Consider the following 21,857-nt stretch of genomic DNA (forward strand, 5'->3'; position numbering starts at 1 on the left):
CAGCCGTGGTTCAGCCCGCGGTGTTGACCATCGACGCCGCCGCGTACGTCAGGTAGTTCCACAGCTGGCGCTCGTGCTCCTCGGAGAGCCCGAGCTCGTCCACGGCGACCCGCATGTGCTTCAGCCACGCGTCGTGCGCCGCCCGGTCCACCACGAACGGGGCGTGCCGCATCCGCAGCCGCGGGTGCCCGCGGTGGTCGCTGTACGTGCGGGGGCCGCCCCAGTACTGCATCAGGAACAGCGCGAGCCGCTCCTCGGCCGGGCCCAGGTCCTCCTCCGGGTACATCGGCCGCAGCAGCGGGTCCTCGGCGACGCCCTGGTAGAAACGGTGGACGAGCCGCCGGAACGTCTGCTCGCCGCCCACCTGGTCGTAGAACGTCTGCTCCTGGAGAGTGCCGCGCGGAATCTCATTCACCCGTCCATCGTCTCAGACCCGCCGACGGAAGACCGGGGCCCTAGGACCCCCCTCCTGGCGGACGAAACGGTCATAGTGGGTATATGGGTGTGGTGCGAGGGCAGGACCCGTTCGCCGAGGACGCCGCCGAGGCGCGGCGCAGGCTGGTCGCCGCGCTCGACGCCGAGGGGTGCCTGCCCGACCCGACCTGGCGGGCGGCGTTCGCCGAGGTGCCCCGCCACCTGTTCGTCCCCGTCTACCACGTCGGCGCCTTCGGCGGGTACGAGCGGCTGTCGCGCGACGACCCCGACCCCCTGGACCGGCTGCGCTGGCTGGAGGGCGCCTACGAGGACCGGCCGCTGGGCACCCTGCTGCGCGACGACGACCTCCTGTCGTCCGCGAGCCAGCCGTCCCTCATGGCCGACATGCTGCACGCCCTCGACGTACGCGACGGCGACACGGTGCTGGAGATCGGCGCGGGCTCCGGGTACAACGCGGCGCTCCTCTCCCACCGTCTGGGCGACTCCCGCGTCACGACCGTCGATCTCGACACGGACATCACCGACGCCGCCCGCGCCCACCTCCACGAAGCCGGGTACCACCCGGCCGTCGTCACCGGCGACGGCGCCCTCGGCTGCCCGGGCCGGGCGCCCTTCGACCGGATCATCGCCACCTGCGCCATGCCGTCCGTGCCCGCGGCCTGGCTCGGCCAGTGCCGACCGGACGCGATCGTGGTCACCCCGCTGTCCACGGGGATCGTGCGGCTGCGCGTCGAGGACGCCGGACACGCGGAGGGCCGCTTCCTGCACACGTCCGCGTACTTCGTCCCGGTGCGCGGCGCCCTCCCCGCCGCGCCCGAGCCGCGTACGGGCGGGCTGCCCCGGCGGGCGCTGGACAGCGACCTGTTCCGGTTCCTGCTGACCCTGGCGTCGGAGAGCCTCGACCCGTACGAGGCGTACGCCCTGTGGCGGCGCGAGGGCCGCCCGGACCGCGAACGGTACGGCGTGACCGTCCGCGGAGGGCGGCAGTGGGCGTGGCTGGACGACCCCGGGGGCCCCTACAGCTGGGCCCTCGGGGGACCGGCGCGTTCTCCGGCCGGTGCTTAGTGGTCGGCTCCAGGAGTCCTTCGAGGGTTGACTCCGGAGTCGATCGTGGGCGCCGCTCAAGTGCCGAGGTGATGGCGATCGGTGATCTGGAAGCGGTTCGTCTCGAGTAAGGCCCGCGATCAAAGGGGGGAGAGCGTTGTTCCGCTGGTCGGGGGTGGCGTAGAGGCGGTCGTACTCGCGGGCGGCGTGGAAGCAGCAGGCCCTGCCGCTGACCTGCGGCTCCTGTTGTTCCGTCAGTTCCCATGCGAAGCCAGTCGATCATGAGTGAATGCGGCGCGTCGCGGTGCTCGGAGTGCTATTGCCGCGCACGCTCTCTGCTCTCGATGTGGCGCAGGTCACATCGACTCCATGTCACGAACGGAAGGGCAGCTTGCGTCTGGTGGTCGTCCGCACAGCGGGAACGACCGACACGAAAGAGACAGCAGAGCGATGAACGCGACAGCAACGCAGCAGCACAAGGTCCTGGTCCTGGGCGCCGGCTACGCCGGGCTCTCCGCCGCGATCCAGCTCGCGGCCCGCACCAGGAAACGCGGAAACCTGCGAGTGACGCTGGTCAACCCCTACGACACCTTCACCGAGCGGCTCCGACTGCACATGACCGCCACCGGTCAGGAGACGGCCGAGATGAACATCCCGGGGCTGCTGGACGGCACCGGCACCGGCTTCGTCCGTGGCTGGGTCACCGCCGTGGACGCCGAGACGAAGACCGTCCGGATCGACGACGACCGGGTCCTGCGCTACGACACCCTGGTCTACGGCCTGGGCAGCATCGCGAACACCGTCGCCGTCCCCGGCGTGGACAACCACGCCTACACCCTTGACAGCCCGGAGGACGCCGCCATCCTCGCCGACCGGCTGACCCGGCTCGACGGTGGGACCGTCGTGGTCGGCGGCAGCGGCCTCACCGGCGTCGAGGCCGCCGCGGAGATCGCCGAGCGGCACCCGGAGCTCGAGGTGGTGCTGCTGGGCCGGCAGGAGCCGGGCGCGAGCATGCACCCGAAGGCCAAGGCCTACATGGACGCGGCGCTCGCCCGGCTTGGCGTGCGGGTGCGCAGCGGCGTCGAGGTGGCCAAGGTGCTGCCGGGCAGTGTCGAGCTCGCGGACGGCTCCAGCATCCCGGCGGGCGCGGTGCTGTGGACCAGCGGCACCCGTGTCTCGCCGCTGGCGGCCGCCGCGGGCCTGACCGTCGACGAGCGCGGCCGTGTGGTCACCGACAGCGCGCTGCGCTCGGTCTCCCACCCGGACGTCTATGCCGTGGGCGATGCGGCGGCGATCCGCCAGGGCTACGGCGTGATGCACGGGACCTGTCAGGGGGGTATGCCCACCGGCGTGCACGCGGCCCTCTCGATCCTGCGGGTGCTGGCCGGCAAGGAGCCCAAGCCCTTCCGTTTCGGCTATTACCACACACCTGTCAGTCTGGGCCGGAACGACGCCGTCGTGCAGTTCACCCACCCCGACGACAGCCCGCGCCGGATCGTGCTGACCGGCAAGCGAGCCGCAAAGTACAAGGAGACGGTCACCGCCGCGCCGTGGCCGACCTTCGCCCGCATGAAGAAGATGCCCGCCTCGGGCGCGTTCTGGCCGCACGGCGGCCGCTACACCCGGATTCGGAGCGCCAAGTGACCCAGCCGCAGCAGGCCGGCCCCGACCAGCTTGCCTTCCAGCAGTACCGCACCCTGCTCTTCTCCGTCGCCTACCGCATCCTCGGCACCGCCGCCGATGCCGAGGACGTGGTCCAGGATGCCTGGCTCAAGTGGTCGGCGGCCGACCGTTCCCACGTCGCCGACCCCAAGGCCTACCTGACCCGGATCGTCTCCAACCTGGCGATGGAGCGTCTTCGTTCGACCCGCCACCAGCGCGAGACCTACGTCGGGCCATGGCTCCCCGAGCCGATCCTCACCGGCCCGGACGCAGCTGACGGCGTCGCCACGACGGACTCGGTCTCCATGGCCCTGCTGGTTGTGCTGGAGACGCTGAGTCCCCTGGAGCGCGCGGTCTTCGTGCTGAAGGAGGTCTTCGCCTTCAGCTATGCGGAGATCGCGGAGGCGGTGGAACGCTCGGAGGCGGCGGTCCGGCAGGCCGCGCACCGCGCCCGCGAGCACGTCCAGGCCCGCCGGCCCCGTTTCACCGCGGACCGCGCCCGCCAACGCGACGTCACCGAGCGCTTCTTCGCGGCGACGGCGGGTGGGGACATCAACACCCTCATGGAGCTGCTCTCCCCGGACGTGACCCTGTGGACCGATGGCGGCGGCAAGGTCCGCCAGGCCCTCAAGCCGGTCGTCGGCCTGGAAACCGTGGCCCGTTGGTTCGCCGCGCTCGGCACCGCGACCTACCAGGGCATCGAGCCCGGGCAGATGCGGGCAGAGCTCACCTGGATCAACGGCGGCCCGGGCGTGGTCTTCCACGGCCCTGACCGCGTGGTCGCCACGCTGACCTTCGACTTCGATCCGGAAGGCCGCATCTCGACCATCCACAACGTGGCCAACCCCGACAAGCTCCACGCAGTCGCCGACGGAACTCGGCACGAACTCTCCTGAACCGCCTGATCGTTGTCGACGCCCTCCGGAATCACTGTGAGCGCCCGGGCCAGCTGCCCCAGCACAGCCCGGCCCCCAGTGGAAGCGGATGCGGCAGGCTGCGGCCGTCCTGATCCACTTCTTCTGAACGGCTCGCCTGCCTTGCCTGTTGCTGCCGCGCGCCCGATAGTCCTGACCGCCGCCGAGCGGCACCGGTTGAAGAAGGCGGCCCGGGGCCATAAGACCGGTTACCGGGCCAGGCTGCGGGCGCAGATCGTCCTCCGGGCGGCTCGGGGTAGGTCCAACGCGCGGATCGCCGTTGAGGTGGGAGTGCACGTGGACACCGTGCGCACGTGGCGGGGCCGGATCGCCGAGCTGGGCCTGCCGGGCCTGGCCGACCGCCAGCGCCCGGGGCGGCCCGCCACTTTCACCGCGTTGCAAGCTGCGCAGGTCAAGGCGCTGGCCTGCCAGCTTCCGGCCGAGGCCGGCGCGCCGCTGTCGCGCTGGTCGTGCCCGGAGCTGGCCCGCGAGGCCGTCGAGCGTGGCATCGCGCCCTTCCCGTCGACGTCCACCGTGCGCCGCTGGCTCGGCCAGGACGCGCTCAAGCCCTGGCAGCACCGTTCGTGGATCTTCATCACCGACCCGGACTTCCGGCCCAAGGCCGAGCGCGTGCTGGACCTGTATGCCCGCATTTGGGACGGCATCCCGCTCGGCGCGGACGAGTACGTGATCAGCGCGGACGAGAAGACCTCCATCCAGGCCCGCTGTCGCTGCCATCCCGCCCTGGCACCAGGCCAGGCGAGAGCGATGCGGGTGAATCACACCTACGGGCGCGGCGGCGCGCTGGCCTACCTGGCCGCCTACGACGTCCGCCAGGCCACAGTGTTCGGCTACTGCGAGCCGACCACCGGCATAGCCCCGTTCATGGCCCTGGTCGTCCAGGTGATGCGCCAGGAGCCCTGCGCGGGCGCGAAGCGCGTGTTTCGGGTCGTCGACAACGGCTCCTCCCACCGCGGCAACGCCGCAGCGGACCGCCTTGTGGCCGCGTTCCCGAACGCCGTGCTGGTCCACACTCCTGTGCTTGCCTCCTGGTTGAACCAGGTGGAGATCTTCTTCTCCATCGTGCAGCGCGAAGTCGTGGCGCCCAACGACTCCCCCGACCTTGCCCAGGTCGGGGACCGGCTCCGAGCCTTCGAAGACCGCTACAACGCCACGGCACAGCCGTTCCAGTGGAAGTTCGCCACCTCCGACCTGGACGATCTGCTGGCCAGGCTCGACCGGCATACCGCCGATCACCCAGAGGAATCCTCCGTCGCGCTGGCAGCATGACCAACCCTCGAAGGACTTCCGGAGCCGACCACTTAGCCGCGTACGACGGTGAGCGTCGTCCAGGCGCCCACGTGCACCCGGTCGCCGTCCTGGAGCGGTACCGGCACGTACGGCTGGATCGGCTCCTCGGCGCCGTTCATGGTCGTGCCGTTGGTGGAGCTCTGGTCCATCACGGCCCAGGAGCCGTCGGGCTGCCGCACGAACATGGCGTGCTGGTGCGACACCCCCGGGTCCTCCGGCGGCACCGACAGGTCGATGTCCGGCGACTCGCCCGTCGACTGCCGTCGACGGCCGACCGTCACCTGCTGCCCGGTCAGCTCCACGCGGCGCTCCGGGGAGTACGCGGGCAGGTTGAGGCTCGCCGCCTCGGGGCCGCTGCGCCGCATCATGGCCATGAAGTAGTCCCGGTCGGGACGCACGACGACGGCCCACCCGGTGGGCGCGGCCGGCGCCTGCGGGGGCTGCGCCTGTCCCGTCGGGGCGTGCGGCCGGCCGGGCTGGTGGGGCTGGCCGGGCTGCGGCTGGCCGGTGGGCGGCTGCGGGTGGCCCTGCGGGGGCTGCGGCGCCTGGGGTGGCTGCGCCTGCGGAGGCCGAGGGGCCTGCGGGGGCTGGGGCGCGCGCGGTGCTTGCGGCTGGGCGTGCGGGGCCTGGGCCTGTGCCGGTGGGTGCGGCCGACTGTGCGGGGCACCCTGCGGGGGGTGTGCCTGGGACGGCGGCGGCAGCACCCAGTCGTCACCACCGGGCGCGCCGGGCTGCCGGAATGCCTGCGGCGGCGCCTGGCCGGGCGCGGGTTGGGCGGGGGCGGACTGAGCGGGGGCGGACTGGACGGGCGCACCGGCACCGGGTCCGGGCTGGTCACCGGGCCGGCTGCCGGACGGTCCCTGGCCGGGCGGTACGCCGTGGCCGGGCGCGCCACCTGGGCCGCCCGGTGCCTGGCTCGGTGCGTTGCCGGGTGCGAACGGGCCGTCCGGGCGGGGGCCCGTGGGGTTCTGACCGGTCGGGGCGCCCGCGCCGGGACCGAACGGCGGGTTGCCCGGGTGAGGTCCCGGGGCGCCGGGTCCAGGAGCGGGGGCACCGTTCGGGCCGCCCGGGCGGCCGCCGAAGGAGGGAGCGCCCGGCCCGGCGTTCTGGCCGGGGACGGGGCCCTGGCCGGGGTGCGGGGGCTGGCCCGGGTTCGGAGCCTGGGCCTGGTTCGGGGGCTGGCCCGGGTTCGGGGGCTGCGGGCGGTTCGGGCCCGGGCCGCCGAACGGTGACGAGTCCTGGCCCGGAGCCGACGGGAAGCCCCGGTCGCCCTGCGGGCCCTGCGGACCGGACCGCGGCCCCTGCGGACCGGACTGCGTGCCCGGCTCAGGCGGCAGGGGCTCCGCCGGGCGGTTCACCTGCGACGGGCGGGAGCCCTGGTACTCGTACGGCTCCGGCGGGCGCGGCGCGGACGTGAAACCGGGCGGCAGGTTCAGCCCGCCGCCCGGCTTGGACGGGGGCGGCGGGGAGATCGGCGTGTACGAGGTGGCCGTGTTCGTCAGGAAGTTCCACCGGCACTCCTCGCAGTACGGCGCCATCGCCTCGCGCGGCGTACGGCACTGCGGGCACAGCTCCGTCTGCCGCGTGGCGTCCGGGTCACCGCCCGCGGGGCCGGACTGGCCGTACCCGGGAGCGGGCGGGGGCGGCGGGGGAGGAGGCGGCACGGCGCCCGCGGGCGCGCCCGCCCCGGCCATGCGGTGGCCGCAGACCTCGCACCAGTCGTCGGCGCCCGACTGGTGTCCGTTCGGGCAGGTCGGCATCTCGCCCCTTCCCCCTCTCCACGTCGGTCGCCGCTGCGACCGTCGTCACGGCTTCTTCAAGTGCGTCCGGTTCACCCGAACCGTCTTCGTGGACCGGGTCTCGAGCGTCATCTCGTCGGCGTCCGCGACCTTGGCCTTCAGTCGCACAGTACCCGCCGCCGCGTCCACGACGTCCACCACCTTCGAAAGGAGTTTCGTCGTATCCGTGTTCCCCGAGGTGGCCGCCAGCTGCACCGCGCGCCCCAACCTGGCCGTCGCGCCGTACAGATCGCCCGACTTGCGGGCCTGGAGCCCCTGCTGGATGGCCCGGGCCAGCTCCGCCTGACCCGTGTAGTGCGCGACCCGCGGATGGATGGGCGCGGACGCCGCCGTGTCGGCCGTCCACACCGCCCGTACGAGCCCCTGCGCCAGGACCCGGAGCGGCCCCCCGGCCGGATCGGGCAACACCAGGGACACACGCGCGGCGAGCATCTCCCGGCCCAGGCCGGCCGGAGGCACCCGCACGCACAGGTGGTAGTCGCGGGACTCGTCGCCCCACGATCCCGTCGGGTAGTCCCCGGCGCGCGGCCCCGCCTCCGTACGGCGGCCCGTCAGGTCCTCCACGGACGGCGCGACCCGTCTCAGGAAGGCGACCTCCGCGCCCACGGGTGCCCACAGCCGCAGCGCGACGTCCGGGACCGCCTTGCCCATCGCGTGCTCCATCATCCGCGTGAAGTCCGCTGCGAGGCCCGCCGGATCGGCCACGATGTCGGCCGTGCCCAGCAGCGCCGAGGCGATGCCGGCGACCTCCCGCACCTCCCAGTCCGTGCCGACGCCCCGCGCGTCGCAGGTGAACCGGCCCGCGCAGGTCTCCAGCGCGGCGCGCAGGTCGTGCGGCGCCTCGTGTTCGTTGCGCCCGTCCGTGAGGAGGACGCCATGCCGGATCGCGGCGCCCGAGGCCGCGAGCAGCCGCTCCGCGAGCCGCAGCCAGGTGCCGATGGCCGTGCCGCCGCCGGGCGTCAGGTGCCGTAGGGCCTCCTTCGCCTCCGCGCGCGTCCCCGGACCCGCGACGGCGAGGCGGCCGCCGCCCGGGTACACCTCACGGGCCACATGGGTACCGGCGACGACGGCGAAGCACACCCCGTCGCGGAGCGTGTCCAGCGCGGCGGCCGTGGCGTCACGAACGTGGCGCATCTTCGTCGGCGGGTACTCCATCGAACCGGAGCAGTCCACCATCAGCACGACGGCGGCGGTCCCCGGACCGGATGCGGCCGTCGCGCCGTCGTACGGTGCCCCGCCTTCGCCGGGCGCCGCGCGGCCGCCGTGTGCCGGGCCGCCGGGCGTCGTCGCAGGGCGGTCGCGCGCGGGGCCGTCGTGGGTCGGGGCGCGCTGGTGCGGTACGTGGTGGGCCGGTACGGCGGGCAGCGGTGCGCCGCCGGTCGTTCCGCCGCCCGTGGCCGTGACCGTCACGATGGCGTTCATCTCGTACCCGCCCTCCGGCAGGTACGCGTTCTGGTACACCTCCACCGAGAACCGCGGCACGCTGGACTTTGAGAAGTTCGCCATCTGGTCGGCTCCTGGGCTCTTGGCTCTGGGCGCTGGCTCTGGGGCTTCGGGGCTCCTTGGTGCTCCACACGTCGGACGGTCGGCAGCGGGCGCCGCTCCGGTCAGGCCGGTGCCGCCCCCGGTACGGGTCCGGGCTCCCGCCCCGGCCCCGGTACGGCGAACGGCACCACCGCCACCGTCACGTTGTCGTGGCCGCCGCCGTCGAGGGCGTGGCCGACCAGGACGCGCGCGCAGTGCAGCGGGTGCTCGGCCGCGTCGGCGGGCAGGACGCGGGCCATGTCGTCGGCGGACTCGGCGTAGTTCCACAGGCCGTCCGTGCAGACCACCACCACACCGGGGCGGTCAGGGCGGAACACGGCGGTGTGCGGCTCCAGTTCGTACGCGTCGGCGCCTAGCCAGCCGGTGATGGCGTGGGCGCGCTCGTCCGCGTACGCCTCGGCCTCGTTCATCAGCCCGGCGGCGACCATCTGCGCGGCCCACGAGTCGTCCTCGGTGAGCCGGGCCGCCGGGGCGGAGCGGTCGTCGGGCACCCAGTAGGCGCGGCTGTCGCCGACCCAGCCGACGACGAGGAGGCCGTTCGCGGTGACGGCGCCCACGACGGTGCAGGCGGGAGCGTTGCGGTGGCGGTGCGCGTCGTGCTCGGAACCGGCGCCGCCGTCGCCGGGCGGCTCATCCGCGAGCGCGTTGACGGCGTCGGACGCGGCGACGATGGCGTCGTGCATCGCCTGCTGCGGGTTCGTACCGAGGGGAAGGCCGGCCCGCAGGGAGGCGTCGGCGGCGCGGGCGGCCGCGGCCGAGGCGTCGTCGGGGCGGGACGCGGAGGACACACCGTCGCAGACGATGGCGACGACGGCCGGGGAGCCGTCGGGGAGCGTGGCGTCCGACACGGCGAACGCGTCCTCGTTGCGGTGGTGCCGCAGCCCCCGGTCGCTGACGGCGGCGACGGCACGCCCCACTTCGCGCTCCATGTGATCCCGCTCCTGTGGCTGCTTGTGCCCGCAGTTCTCGCAGTACCCGTCCGCCGAGACCCGCCCGGCCCGGCAGGCCACGCAGCCGGTTACGCCGGTTTCGGCGATTGCGTCGGTTTCGCCCGGGGTGGTGGGGGCGGTGGCGTGCGTGGGGCCGGTGGCCTGGGGGGCGAGGCGCGGGTCGGGCGCGGCGAGCTCGAAGTCGCCCGTCCGGTCGTCGTACCGCACGGGCGGCTCGGGCACGGGCCTGGTTGCCGAGGAGTGCTGCTCGGGTGGCGTGGCGGGCTGCTCGGGTGGCGTGCCGGATGCCGAGGCGGCGACGGGCGGGGGTGTGGGTGCTAGCGGGGGTGCGGGCGGGCCCGCTTGGACGGCGGGTGCGGCGGGCGGCATGTGGGCGGCCGGGTCCATGGGTGTGTCCACCAGGGTGGGGGGCGGCGCGGCGGGTGCCGGGGGTACGCCGGGTGCCTGTGGTACGGCGCCGTGCCCGCCGTACGAGGGCGCGGGCGGCGGCACCGGGGCGGCCGCCGGGTACGCGGGGACGGCCGGGGGCGCCGGGGCAACCGGTGGCGCGGTGGGGGCCGGTGGCGCGGCGGGAGCCAGGGGCGCCGGTGGCGCGGCGGCCGGTGGCGCGGCGGCCGGTGGCGCGGCGGCCGGTGGCGCGGCGGCCGGTGGCGCGGCGGCCGGTGGCGCGGCGGGGTTCGGAGGCGGGGCAAAGGCCGGTGGCGGGGGGAGCGGGGTGGTCAGGGCGACCGTCGGGTGGTCCACGGAGGGCTCCGGTACGGCCGACAGGTCGTACCCGCACGCCCCGCAGAACCGGTCACCCGGCTCCGGCGGCTCCGAGCAGCCGGGACAGGCCGACAGTTGACGCGTCTTCGACATCGCTCACACCCACGTCCGGGGGCGGAACCGGTTGGCCCGTTCCACCAGTTCGATCCTTTCCTCGCCCCGCTGGGCGAGCCGGGCGAGCACCCGGTACGAGCGTTCCAGGCCGAACCGCAGCCCGCGCTCGTGCAGTTCGCTGCCGAGCAGCGTGTGGTCCGGGGACAGGCCGCCAGGCCGCCCCGACAGCCACCAGTCCAGGGCCAGGCCCAGGACCTCCGCCGACAGCCGCTCGCGCCGCACCGGGTCGAGACCCAAAGCGTCGAGCGCAGCGACCTCGCGGGCCGCCGCGTGCAGGTCGTCCCGCAGCGGCTCCCCGGGGTCCCGCCGACGCAGCCGCGCCCGCACCGCCGCGACGCGCGCCGCGGTGTAGTGGATCGACGACTCCGGCACGGACTCCAGCGTACGCACCGCCGCGTCCCGGTCGCCCGCCGCCAGCCGCACCCGGGCCAGGCCGAACGCCGCGCCCACATGGCTCGGGTCCGTCGTCCACACGAGCCGGTAGTACTCGGCGGCGTTGTCCAACTGGCCCAGCGCCTCGGCGCAGAGCGCCAGCGCCAGCTTGGCAGCCGGTTCGCCCGGGAACGCGTCGTACACCGCGTCGAACGCCACCGCCGCCGTCGCGTGGTCACCGGTCGCCAGGGACGCGACGCCCCGGTACCAGACGACCCGCCAGTCGTCCGGGTGCGACCGCTCCAGCGCCTCCAGCACCCGTACGGCGCCTTCCGCGTCGCCCAGTTCCAGCAGGGCGCGCAGCTCCCGCAGGCGCAGCTCGGGCGACTCGGCAGGGGCGGCGCGCAGGGCGGCGGCCACCTCCGCCGGGCCCGGCGCCATGAGCCCGGCCAGGAACGCGGCGTTCGGGTCGTCCGGATCGACCAGCGGCACGGGCAGCGCGAGTGCCGCCCCCCGCACGTCCAGCACGGCGAGCAGCGGCCCGGCCCCCACGCCCCCACCCCCGGCCGCCGAGGCCCCGCCGACCGGTGCGCTCCCATCGACCGCCGAGGTCCTGCCGACCGGCGCGCTCCCGCCATCCGGCGCCTGCTCCGCACCAGCGGTGGCGGCCCCCGCCCGCGTGCCCTTGCCGCGCCGCGCACGCGCAGGGCGCAGGCCCAGGCGGGACACCTCACCGCCCGGCTCGGCGAACAGGGTCGTGTCCGCCACCCGCTGCTCGGGCCCGAACAGCGTCGAGAGCGCCGGTCTCGGCGCGCCCGTCTGGAGGGCGACGACCTCCCGCAGGACGCCCGTCAGCTGGTCCGCCATCTCCTGCGCCGACGCGAACCGCCGCACCGGGTCCGGGTCCGTCGCCCGCACCAGCAGCCGGTAGAACGACTCGTACCGCCGGAACACCTCGATGTGCTCGGGCTCCGGCAGCGAGTCGGCGTACACGTTCGCGTAGCCCTGGAAGTCGAACGTCAGCACCGCCAGCGTCCGCGCCACCGTGTACAGGTCCGACGCGACCGACGGGCCCACCTCCGCGACCTCGGGCGCCTGGTAGCCGACCGTGCCGTAGACGGCGGACTCCTGGTCGCCCATCCGCCGCACCGCGCCCATGTCGATCAGCTTCAGCTGGTCCTCGCTCTGGATGGCGTTGTCGACCTTGAAGTCGCAGTACAGCAGGTTACGGCTGTGCAGATGGCCCAGTGCCTCCAGCGCCTCGATGCCGTACGCGCACGCCTGCTCGACCGGCAGCGGGTCGCGCCGCCCGTCGGGGCCGCGCCGCCCGTTCGCGATGTCCTTCAGGGACTTGCCGCCGACGTACTCCATGACGATGTACCCGTCCAGCGAACCCGTCCGCTGGTCCAGGTGCTCCACGAAGTTGTAGATGCGGACGATGTTGGCGTGCTCGATCTCGGCGAGGAACCGCCGCTCGGAGATCGCCGCCGCCATCGCGTCCTGGTCGCCCGTGTCCAGCAAACCCTTGAGGACCACCCAGCGGTCGGAGACGGCCCGGTCCACGGCCAGGTAGATCCAGCCGAGCCCGCCGTGCGCGAGGCAGCCCGCCACCTCGTACTGGCCGTGCACCACGTCGCCCGCCCGCAGCTTCGGCACGAACGAGTACGGGTGTCCGCACCGCGTGCAGAACCCCTCCGTACGGCCCGGCCGGTCACCGCGCGCCCGGCCGACCGGCGCGCCGCAGTCGGACCGGGAGCAGAACCGGCGCCGCTCGGGCACCTCCGGCCGCTCCATGACCGCCGAACGCGGATCGGGCCTCGGCACCGCCGGTACCGTCACCAGGCCCGCGCCCAGCCGCCCGCGCGCCGAACGCCCGCTGGACGCGCCGGAGCTGCGCACCGAGACGGACCGCGCCGTCACCGGGCCCGAAAGCCCCTGCGACAGCCGCCCCGACACCGACCGGCGCGACGCCGCCGAACGCGACGACCGTCCCGCCGAGCGCGCCGAGCGCGCCGAGCGCGCCGAACGCGACGACCGTCCCGCCGAGCGCGCCGAACGCCCCGACGGCGACACCCCGGCCCCCGGGGATCCGGCCCCCGCCGAAACCCCAGCCCCCGGCACCCCGCCGCCCGCCGACGCCCCGGCGCCCGGCACCCCGCCGCCCGCCGCGCCCCTGGGCGGCCCGCCGCCAGCGATGCCTGTCGGCGGGGACGACACCGCGCCGTCCGGGGCGACGACGGGGGCCATGCCGCACGTGTCGCAGTACAGCTCGCCGCCGCCCACGTCCTCGTACGCGCCGCCGCAGTGCGGCCGCTGGCACTTCCTCATCCGTGACCCCCGGTCGAAAGGACCTCGTTCGCGGCCTGTTGGTACCGCAGCACGGCCCGTTCGGCGGCGCGCAGGTCGCACGGCGCGCTCCACAGCATGCGGCGCGCCGCGTCGTACCGCTCGGCCAGGACCGCGTCGTCGCCGAGCCCCAGCCGCGCCAGCCGCGCCCGGTACGCGTCGAGCCTGCCGCGCAGTTCGGCCCGGACGGCGAGCGGCGCCGTGACGGCCGTCAGCGACTCGCGGGCGCGCAGCAGTTCCTCCTCGGCCTCCCGCTCCAGCGCCTCCAGCAGCGGCGACAGCCGGTGCCACTGGGCGTGCCGCCGGTACTCGGCGGCCGTCGCCAGCCGCTCGTGCAGTGCGGTCGGCGGGCCGCTCACCGCCGGAACGTCCGACGCGGCGATCTTCGACAGGACCTCGACGCGCGCGGTGCGGGCCTCGGCGAGCGTACGGTCGGCGCGCGACAGCAGGTCCCGCAGCCGCAGCAGCCGCGACTCGGAGTCCTGCCGCACCTGGAGAACCGCCTCGATCTCCCGGCGTACGTCCTCCAGCGCCCGCGCCGCCCTGTCGTACCGGTCCGTGTCCGGTCGCCCGCCACCGGGCGCCGAACTGCCCTCCGCCGGGTGCCAGAACGCCAGCGGGTCGCTGACGACCCGCGCCCGCAGCTCCGCCAGCTCCTCCGTGATGGCCTCCAGGTCGTCCCCGGCCGGATGCTCACCGGGACGCACGCCGACGGAACGCGCCAGTGACCGGGTCCGGTGCAGCTCGGCCGCCAGGAGGTCTATCCGGGCGGGCAGCGCCGACCAGACCGCGTCCGCCGACACGACGACGTCGAGGGACCGCGCGTACAGTTCGTTGATCCGCGCGACCAGCCCGTCCAGCGTGAACCGCTCCACGGGCGCGGACGCTGCGGGCGCCGCCGACGGCTCGGGCGATGGGCCGGAAACCGGCGCGTCCGGTACGGCGACGCTCTCGCCGCACAACCGCTCCGTCAGCTCCGCCAGCTCCTCACGCCCCGGCCAGCGGCGCCGGGCGCGCACCTCCCGGGCGGCGCGCAGCACGTCCGTGTACACGTCGAAGTACGTCCACAGCAGCGCTATCGTCCGCTCCGTCGCGGCCCAGCGCTCCTTGGTCACCCCGGTCAGCTCGGCGCCTTCGAGGAGTCTGCGGCCCGCGTGGTCCTGCAACGCGAGCAGCGAGTCCTCGACCGCCTTGTGCTCCGCGCCGAGGCGTGCCAGCGCACGGTCCACCTCGTCCCGGTCCATCACCGGACCGGGGGGACGCGTGACGGCCATCGATCACCTCTCGCTCTCATGGGGACGGATTCGTCCGGTACTTGGGCGCGGGCGGCCCGGACATGCCGGGCAGGTCCGCCTTGAGCCACTTCTCGTACGCGCGTATCCACGGCCCGGCACGGTACGCCACCAGCACGTGGTTGACGCGGCGCACCAGGTCGTCGTGGCCCAGCCTGGCGGCCACGCCGTAGTACTCCGTCGTGAACGGGGAGCCCTTCAGCTCCACCGCCGTGTCCTGCGCGGCCTGGCCGGCGGCGAGGGCGCTGTCGGTGACGACCGCGTCCACCTCGCCCGCCTGGAGCCGCACCAGGCAGTCCAGCTGGTTGGGAACCGTGTACCGGTCGGCGTCGCGCGGGGTGCCGTCGTGCTCGTCGCGGTACACGGCGCCGTACGACTCCCGCTCCAGTGCCTCGTACGCCGTGGAGCCCTCGGCGGAGCAGACCCGCTTCCCGGTCAGGGACGCGTTGTACCCGGTGACCGTGGAGTCCTTGGGCGCGAGGACCTGCTGGCCCGTCGCGAAGTAGGCGGTGGAGAACGCGACCTGCCGGGCCCGGGCGCAGTTGATCGTCATCGTCCGCACCACCAGGTCCACCTTGCCGCTCTCCAGCGCGGCGATGCGCTGGTTGGTCGGCACCGCCCGGAGGATCACCGCGTCGGGGCTGCCCAGGATGTCCGTGGCGATGGCCCGCGCGAGGTCGATGTCGAAGCCCTCCAGGGTGCCCTTGGCGGGATTCCGGTAACCCCAGCGGTAGCTGTTCTGGTCCACGCCGACGACCAGCTTCCCGCGCGCCTTGATCGCGTCGATCGTCGGCCCGTCCCCGGCGGACGGCGGCAGCGACGCCTCCGGGTCCGCGCACTCTTCCGCTGCCTCCCCGGCCGCCCTCCTCCCGGCAGCCGCCGCGACACCGCCGGACGCCCCGCCCCGCGCGGCCGCCGCCTCCGCCCCGGCTTCCGCCGCTGCTTCGGCCCCGGCTTCGGCTGCTGCGGGCCGCGCCCGCAGCGGGCCCGTCCCCGCTTCCGCCCCGACGGGCCGCACCCGCACCGGGGCCGTGTCCGACCGACCGGCGGGGTCGCTGCCAGGGCCGTGCCCCAGCGGTACGAGGACCGCGGCCGCCGTCAGCAGACAGGCGACGCCCAGGGTGTGGACCGCGCCCCGGCCCCGCCGCCGCTCTCCACGCTCGTCCATCGATTCCCTCCCGTCACCGGTCACCGGTACTCCGCCAGCCGTCGGTTCACGCCCGTCACCACACCGACCGCCCCCAGCACCGCCAGGGCGGCCGCCCCGGCCGGAAGCGCCGTCAGGGCGTCGCGGGCCCGCCCTGCCGTCCGGGTGAACGCGCCCTGCTCGTGGTCGAGGGCCTTACGCAGCGCCGCGTCGACCCGGTCGAACGCGGCGCCCGTCGACGCCTCGCCGCCTATGACGTGCTTCAGCGCGCCCTCGTAGTCGCCGGCCTCGTCCGTACGCCGTACCGCCGCGTGCCGCTCCCGCCACTCGCCCGCCCAGCCGATGGCGTCCCGTACCGGCTCCTCGCCCGCCGGGTCGTCGGCGAGCCGCCGTGCTTCGGCGAGCGCCCGGTCGAGTCCGGCCATGGCCGTGGCGTACTCCGTCGCGTACTTGTCGTTCTTGCCGTCGTCGGTCAGTACAGCGCCACGTGCCACGAGGGTCAGGTTCTCGTTCGCCCGCGCCTTCAGGGAACCGATCCGTGCCTCGTTCAGCACCTTGAGCGAATCCTGCCCGTGTGACCGGGCGTCACCCAGTCCGGTCCGCGCCATCGTGTGCGCCCCGGCGAGCCACAGCAGCACCACCGCCGTCGCGGCCGTCGCGGCCAGCAGCCCCGGGTTGAGGAGACGGTTCGTGCGGCGCTGGTCGCGCCACTGCGCCCAGGCGAGGGCGCCCAGCACGAGCACGCCCGCCGAGAGGGAGAGCACGGGCCACGCGCGCGCGTCCGCCTCGTCCTCGGCGAGTCGCGCCGTCTCCGCCTCGTACAGCCGCTCGGCGGCGGGCAGGAGCTGGGCCGTCATCCGCTGGTTCGCGTACCGCAGGTAGGCGCCGCCGAGCGGCAGGCCCTGCCGGTTGCCGGCACGGGCGCGCTCCACCAGGCCCGTGTACTGCGGCAGTTGTTCGTTGAGCGTGGTGATCTCGGCGGCAGACGCGGAGGAACCGTCCGTGTTCGCCGCGGCCTTCACCAGCAGGCGGGCCGCCGTGGCGATGTCCTTCTCGTACCGCTCGCGCACGTCGGCCGGCTCCTGCGCGCCCGCGAGGAACCCGCTGGCCGCCGCAGTGTCGGCGTCGGCGAGGGAGCGGTAGATGTGCGCGGCGTCGGCGCTGAGCGGCTGACTGCTGCCCACCACGTCGACGGCGGCGTCCGACCGGGCGGTGACCTCCAGCGAGGTGACCGCGCCGAACAGCAGCGCCAGCAGGGCCAGTACGGCACACACCAGCCGCAGCCGCCCGGGCGGCGTGGTCGCCGCACCCCGCAGCCGCGCCAGCCCCTCCCGCAGAACCAGCCCACGCGGCACGCCGGGCTCCCGGCCCGGGCCGCCACCACGCGCGAGCGACGGGGCACCGCCGTGCGGGGTGCTGCCGGGCCCACCGTGAGGGGCGTTGCCGGGTGTGCCCGGCGGGGCGTTGCCGTACGAGGCGCCGCCGGGTTCGCAGTGCGGGGCACGCGGACCGGGTACGCCCGGCCCGGGAGCCGGGACGCCCGGGCCGTGAGCCGTAGCGCCCGCGCGGTGCGTCAGGGGCGTCGAGCCCGGAGCCGTGATCCCCGCGCGTGGAGCCGCGCCAACCGCGCCGGAACCCGTAAGGTCCTGCCCCGGAGTCGTAACGCCCGCAGGTGGAACCCCGGGAGCGACGGTGGCCGAGCCGGGGTACGCACCAGCAACCGGGGGACCGGACACCGACGGACCGGGCACCGGCGAGCCGGACACCAGCGGACCGGACACCGGGCCACCGGAGACCGACGGGGGTGCGGAGCCCGCGTACGGCCCCTGCGCCGGGTAGTGGCCCGTCGAGGAGTGCGCACCGGGCGCCGGGTACGGGCCGCCTGTCGGGACCGCGCCCGTCGATGGGGGCACGCCCGATGGGCCGTCCGGCGGTTGCGCGGGTGTGCCCGGGGACTCCGGGGCGGCCCCCGGTACGGGCCGCGCGTTTCGCGCGTCTGACACGTGACCTCCCCCTTGGTCTCCGGCACCGGCCCGCCCGCTCCCGTCGGGTCAGGAAAAGCAGTGGTCCGGCCAGCAGTATGAACGCAGGGGGTTCGCAAAGACACGGTCTTGACTGGATCTTGTTCTTATCGTGCCCGACGTCCCCTTCGCACCGTCATTCGAACCCTCCACCCATAGAACACCGCCCCCTCCCACCGGGTTTCAGCCCCGGCGCGAACCGCTCTCTGAGCGCCTCCCCGGCCGCCCCGCGCGCCCCCACGTCGTCGAGCCCCAGAAGCGCCGCACCCAGCACGGGCGGCGCGGCCACCACGGTCGGCACCGCCACAGGCGCCCGCTCCCGCAGCAACTCCTCGATCCGGCCGTTCAGCTCCGGGTGCCCGGCGGCCAGGACGCTCCCGCCCAGCACCACCGGAACCGGCTCCGGCGCGTCCCGCAGCCCGAGCCGCTCCAGGGCGACCACCGCCATCGCGACGACCTCCTCGGCCATCCGCGCCACCAGCGCCCCGGCCACCGGGTCGCCCGCCGCGCCGACCGCGAACACCACCGGCGCCAGTTCGTGCCGCCGCCCGGCCGGGACGCGGCCCAGGTGCAGGGCCTCGATCAGCGCGTACATCGAGCCGAGCCCGAAGTGCGCGGGCAGCGCCCGGGCCAGCTCCGTCGGTTCGCCGCGCCCGTCCTCGGCCCGCGCCGCGTACCAGAGCGCCTCGTCGGCCAGTCCCGCGCCGCCGCCCCAGTCGCCGGAGAGCCGTCCGAGGGCGGGGAACCGCGCGGTACGCCCGTCGGGGAGCAGGCCCACGCAGTTGATGCCGGCCCCGCAGACCACGGCCACACCACGCGGCTCGTCCACCCCGGCCCGCAGTACCGCGAACGTGTCGTTCCGCACCCGTACGGACACGCCCCAACCACGCGCCTCCAAGGCGCGGGCCAGCGCGTCCTCCTCCACCGGCAGGTCGGCGTTGGCCAGACACGCCGATACGTGCACGGCTCTCGCCGCGCCACGCACAGGGCCCCCCGCCGTGACGCCCGCAGAGCCCCCCACCGCGCCGCCCGGGGCACCGCCCGCCGAAACACCAGCCTCAGCCCCGGCACCCCGGTCAGCCCCGGTTCCCCGCACCGCCTCCGCGACTGCCGCCTCCAACACGTCGACCGCCGCTTCGACGCCCACCGCCTGCGGCCGGAAGCCGCCGCCGTGCCCCGTCCCGAGGACCGTCCCGTCCACGCCGACGAGGGCGACGTCCGTCTTGCTGTTGCCCGCGTCGATGGCCAGCACGGCGCCCGCCGCCGCGTTCACGCCCACGCGAGGTGATCCCGGTTGTGCGCGAGGAGCCGGTCCGTCAGCGTGTCCGCGTACGCGTACTGGCCGATCAGCGGGTGCGCCAGCAGCGCCCGGAACACCCGGTTTCTGCCACCGCGCAGCGCCGCGTCGAGCGCCAGCTCCTCGTACGCCGTGACGTGCGCGATCAGCCCCGCGTACAGCGGGTCCACGTTCCGTACCGGCAGAGGGCGGGCGCCGTCCGCGTCCACCCCGGCCTGGACCTCCACCACGGCGTCGTCCGGCAGGAAGGGCAGCGTGCCGGCGTTCCGCACGTTCACCACCTGCGCGGCACCGCCCGGTGCCCCCGCACCACCCCGCTCCCCGGCCCCGCCGCGTCCGCCCAGCAGCGAGGCGGCGAGTTCGACGGCGGCCTCCGAGTAGTAGGCGCCGCCCCGCTTGGCGAGCAGCGCGGGCTTCTCCTCCAGCGCCGGGTCGCCGTACATCTCCAGCAGGCGCCGCTCCATCGCCGCGACCTCGGCGGCCCGCGACGGCTTGCCGCGCGTCTCGTCGACCACCTCGTCGTGCTGGTAGAAGTACCGCAGGTAGTACGAGGGGACCACCCCGAGCCGGTCGAGCAGGGCGCGCGGCAGCCGCAGGTCGGCGGCGACGGCGTCCCCGTGCTCGGCCAGCAGCCGGGGCAGCACGTCCGTCCCGTCCGGCCCGCCGAGCCGTACGCCCAGCTCCCAGGTCAGGTGGTTGAGGCCCACGTGTTCCAGGTGCACGTCCGCCGGGGCGACATCCAGCAGCGCGGCGAACTTCCGCTGGAGGCCGATGGCGACGTTGCACAGGCCGACCGCCTTGTGCCCGGCCTGGAGGAGGGCGCGTGTGACGATCCCGACCGGGTTGGTGAAGTCGATGATCCAGGCGTCCGGGTTGGCGCGGCGTACCCGTTCGGCGATGTCGAGGACGACGGGCACGGTCCGCAGCGCCTTCGCCAGACCGCCCGCCCCGGTGGTCTCCTGCCCGACGCAGCCGCACTCCAGCGGCCAGGTCTCGTCCTGCTGCCGGGCGGCCTGCCCGCCGACACGCAGTTGCAGCAGCACGGCGTCGGCGCCGTCAACGGCGGCGTCCAGATCACCCGTTGTGGTGATCTTCCCGGGGTGGCCCTGTTTGGCGAAGATCCGCCGGGCCAGCCCGCCCACCAGCTCCAGCCGGTCGGCCGCCGGGTCCACGAGGACCAGCTCGCCGACCGGCAGGGAGTCGCGCAGCCGCGCGAACCCGTCCACCAGCTCCGGCGTGTACGTGGAACCGCCCCCCACGACCACGAGCTTCAAGTCACCCATCGTCCCCACTCCCATCCACGCGTCCGTTCGTTCGGAGCCCGCCCGTGAGGGCGGCAACACACCGGGCCCGCCGGGTCCGTTCAGCGCGCGGAGGTGTCGAACACCTCGTCGCGGGTCGCGGCCAGCGCGGCCTCCAGGGCGCCCCGCAGCACGGGGTGCTCCCGTACGGCGCCCAGGACGAGGCGCGGCCGGGCGGCGGCGAGTTCGGCCAGCTCGGCGGCGACCCGCGCGCGCAGCGGCTCACCCCCCGCCACGGCCAGGTCACCGGAGAGCACGACCAGCTCGGGGTCGAGCACGGCGACGAGGGAGGCGAGCCCGGTCGCGAGCCCCGTGGCGTACGCGTCGAGCAGCGCACCATACGCCCCGGAGTCCTCCGCAGCCCTGGACCCCTCGGACACCCCACAAGCCCCACCAGCCCCATCGACCTCACCGGCCCCACCCGCCCCGACCGCCCCCGCAGCCGTACGCAGCAGTCGCGCCGCCGCCTCGGGGCCGTCCCCCGGCGGCACGTCTAGGCCCAGCTCGCGGGCGAGTCGGGGCAGCGCCTGCGCGCCGGTCAGCTCCTGGAAGCCGCCGCTGCCTGCCTTGGCGACGTTCCGTACAAGCGGTGCGCCGGGTACGGGCATGAACCCGACCTCACCGGCGCCGCCCGTGAACCCCCGGTGCAGCCGCCCGCCCATGACGAGGGCGGCGCCGAGGCCCTCCTCGCTCCACAGCAGCACGAAGTCGCGGTGCCCGGCGGCGGCGCCGAGTCGCTGTTCGGCGACGGCGACCAGGTTGACGTCGTTCTCGTACTCGAGGGGCACCGGCAGCGCGGCGGCCAGTTCCTCCAGCAGGCGGGGCGCGTGCCAGCCGGGCAGGTGCGAGGCGTACCGGAGCCGCCCGGTCGAGGGGTCGAACGCGCCGGGCGTGCCGATGACGACCCGCCGCACGTCGTCCCGGGTGAGCCCGGCCGCCTTCACGGCGCCGTCCAGCGCGTCGGTGACCTGCCGCACGGCACCGGGCCCGCCCCGGCGCGGGGTCGGCAGGACGAACTCCCCGGCCACGGCCCCGGTCACGTCCGCGACGGCGGCCCGCACGCGGCGCGGGTTCACGTCGAGCCCGGCGGCGTACGCGGCGCGCGGGTTCACCCCGTACAGCTGCGCGTTCGGCCCGGGCCGCCCCTCGGAGGTGCCGGTCACGACGACGAGCCCCGCCGCTTCCAGCCGGGCCAGCAGTTGCGAGGCGGTCGGCTTGGACAGCCCGGTGAGCTTCCCGATCCGCGCCCGCGACAACGGCCCGTGCTCCAGCAGCAGTTCAAGCGCGGCCCGGTCGTTCATGGCCCGCAACACCCGAGGCGTCCCGGGAATGCCCCCGCTCACGTCGTCCGGCCCCCGCCTTGAGAACTGTTAGGAAACTTTCCTGTCACCCGCCGGAGACGACGGTAGGCCGGGTGACGTCGTGTCGTCAACAGGTCGATGAGCGACCGACGCCTCGGATTGTCGGTGCGGCGTTTTACGGTGGGCCGGGAGGAAGTGCGGCAGATGGGGGGGGACCAGCTTGTTGCAGGGACATGCCGCG

15 protein-coding genes are annotated in these 21,857 nt (G+C 75.0%); 4 read left to right on the forward strand and 11 right to left on the reverse strand.

Annotated features, from left to right (window positions below; translation table 11 throughout):
- Positions 1 to 10 precede the first annotated feature (10 nt).
- Positions 11 to 415, reverse strand: a complete 405-nt coding sequence (locus tag J116_RS19010; protein ID WP_023588659.1) for a globin — start codon at positions 413 to 415, stop codon at positions 11 to 13.
- Between the two features lie 83 nt (positions 416 to 498).
- Between J116_RS19010 and J116_RS19015 the strand changes: the two genes are divergently transcribed.
- The 4 genes from J116_RS19015 to J116_RS19030 all read left to right on the forward strand — a co-directional run bounded on the left by J116_RS19015 (position 499) and on the right by J116_RS19030 (position 5,345).
- On the forward strand, positions 499 to 1,500 hold the full coding sequence (locus J116_RS19015) for a methyltransferase domain-containing protein (protein ID WP_023588660.1): 1,002 nt from the start codon (positions 499 to 501) through the stop codon (positions 1,498 to 1,500).
- A gap of 429 nt (positions 1,501 to 1,929) precedes the next feature.
- The gene (locus tag J116_RS19020; protein ID WP_023588661.1) at positions 1,930 to 3,123 is read left to right on the forward strand and encodes an NAD(P)/FAD-dependent oxidoreductase; all 1,194 of its coding nucleotides are present in this window, start codon (positions 1,930 to 1,932) and stop codon (positions 3,121 to 3,123) included.
- Positions 3,120 to 4,037, forward strand: a complete 918-nt coding sequence (locus tag J116_RS19025) for an RNA polymerase sigma-70 factor (protein ID WP_023588662.1) — start codon at positions 3,120 to 3,122, stop codon at positions 4,035 to 4,037. Before J116_RS19020 ends, J116_RS19025 begins: the two co-directional genes overlap by 4 nt.
- A gap of 78 nt (positions 4,038 to 4,115) precedes the next feature.
- On the forward strand, positions 4,116 to 5,345 hold the full coding sequence (locus J116_RS19030; protein ID WP_449657163.1) for an IS630 family transposase: 1,230 nt from the start codon (positions 4,116 to 4,118) through the stop codon (positions 5,343 to 5,345).
- A gap of 32 nt (positions 5,346 to 5,377) precedes the next feature.
- Here the strand turns inward: J116_RS19030 and J116_RS19035 are convergent, their stop codons facing one another.
- The 10 genes from J116_RS19035 to J116_RS19080 form a co-directional block, all read right to left on the reverse strand.
- Complete coding sequence (locus J116_RS19035; RefSeq protein WP_023588664.1) at positions 5,378 to 7,126, reverse strand: FHA domain-containing protein; 1,749 nt, start codon at positions 7,124 to 7,126, stop codon at positions 5,378 to 5,380.
- 45 nt (positions 7,127 to 7,171) lie between these two features.
- Positions 7,172 to 8,671: a vWA domain-containing protein gene (locus J116_RS19040; protein WP_023588665.1), complete on the reverse strand. Its 1,500-nt coding sequence runs from the start codon at positions 8,669 to 8,671 to the stop codon at positions 7,172 to 7,174.
- A gap of 101 nt (positions 8,672 to 8,772) precedes the next feature.
- Positions 8,773 to 10,518, reverse strand: a complete 1,746-nt coding sequence (locus tag J116_RS19045) for a PP2C family serine/threonine-protein phosphatase (RefSeq protein WP_051203549.1) — start codon at positions 10,516 to 10,518, stop codon at positions 8,773 to 8,775.
- Between the two features lie 3 nt (positions 10,519 to 10,521).
- A complete protein-coding gene (locus J116_RS19050) occupies positions 10,522 to 13,239 on the reverse strand; it encodes a serine/threonine-protein kinase (protein WP_023588667.1) in 2,718 nt (905 codons plus the stop codon).
- Positions 13,236 to 14,531, reverse strand: a complete 1,296-nt coding sequence (locus J116_RS19055) for a hypothetical protein (protein WP_023588668.1) — start codon at positions 14,529 to 14,531, stop codon at positions 13,236 to 13,238. Before J116_RS19055 ends, J116_RS19050 begins: the two co-directional genes overlap by 4 nt.
- A 16-nt stretch (positions 14,532 to 14,547) precedes the next feature.
- Positions 14,548 to 15,717 carry a glutamate ABC transporter substrate-binding protein gene (locus tag J116_RS19060; protein WP_023588669.1) on the reverse strand — a complete coding sequence of 390 codons (1,170 nt, stop codon included), beginning with the start codon at positions 15,715 to 15,717 and terminating at the stop codon, positions 14,548 to 14,550.
- A 20-nt stretch (positions 15,718 to 15,737) separates the two neighbouring features.
- Positions 15,738 to 17,051, reverse strand: coding sequence for a hypothetical protein (locus tag J116_RS19065; RefSeq protein WP_023588670.1), 1,314 nt, complete (start codon positions 17,049 to 17,051; stop codon positions 15,738 to 15,740).
- 802 nt (positions 17,052 to 17,853) lie between these two features.
- Positions 17,854 to 18,996: an N-acetylglucosamine kinase gene (locus J116_RS19070; protein ID WP_023588671.1), complete on the reverse strand. Its 1,143-nt coding sequence runs from the start codon at positions 18,994 to 18,996 to the stop codon at positions 17,854 to 17,856.
- A complete protein-coding gene (locus tag J116_RS19075) occupies positions 18,987 to 20,288 on the reverse strand; it encodes a 6-phospho-beta-glucosidase (protein WP_028964263.1) in 1,302 nt (433 codons plus the stop codon). Before J116_RS19075 ends, J116_RS19070 begins: the two co-directional genes overlap by 10 nt.
- 89 nt (positions 20,289 to 20,377) lie before the next feature.
- Positions 20,378 to 21,616, reverse strand: coding sequence for an ROK family transcriptional regulator (locus J116_RS19080; protein ID WP_051203551.1), 1,239 nt, complete (start codon positions 21,614 to 21,616; stop codon positions 20,378 to 20,380).
- Positions 21,617 to 21,857: the final 241 nt, after the last annotated feature.

The sequence above is a fragment of the Streptomyces thermolilacinus SPC6 genome, from assembly GCF_000478605.2.
Classification (GTDB): Bacteria; Actinomycetota; Actinomycetes; order Streptomycetales; family Streptomycetaceae; genus Streptomyces; species Streptomyces thermolilacinus.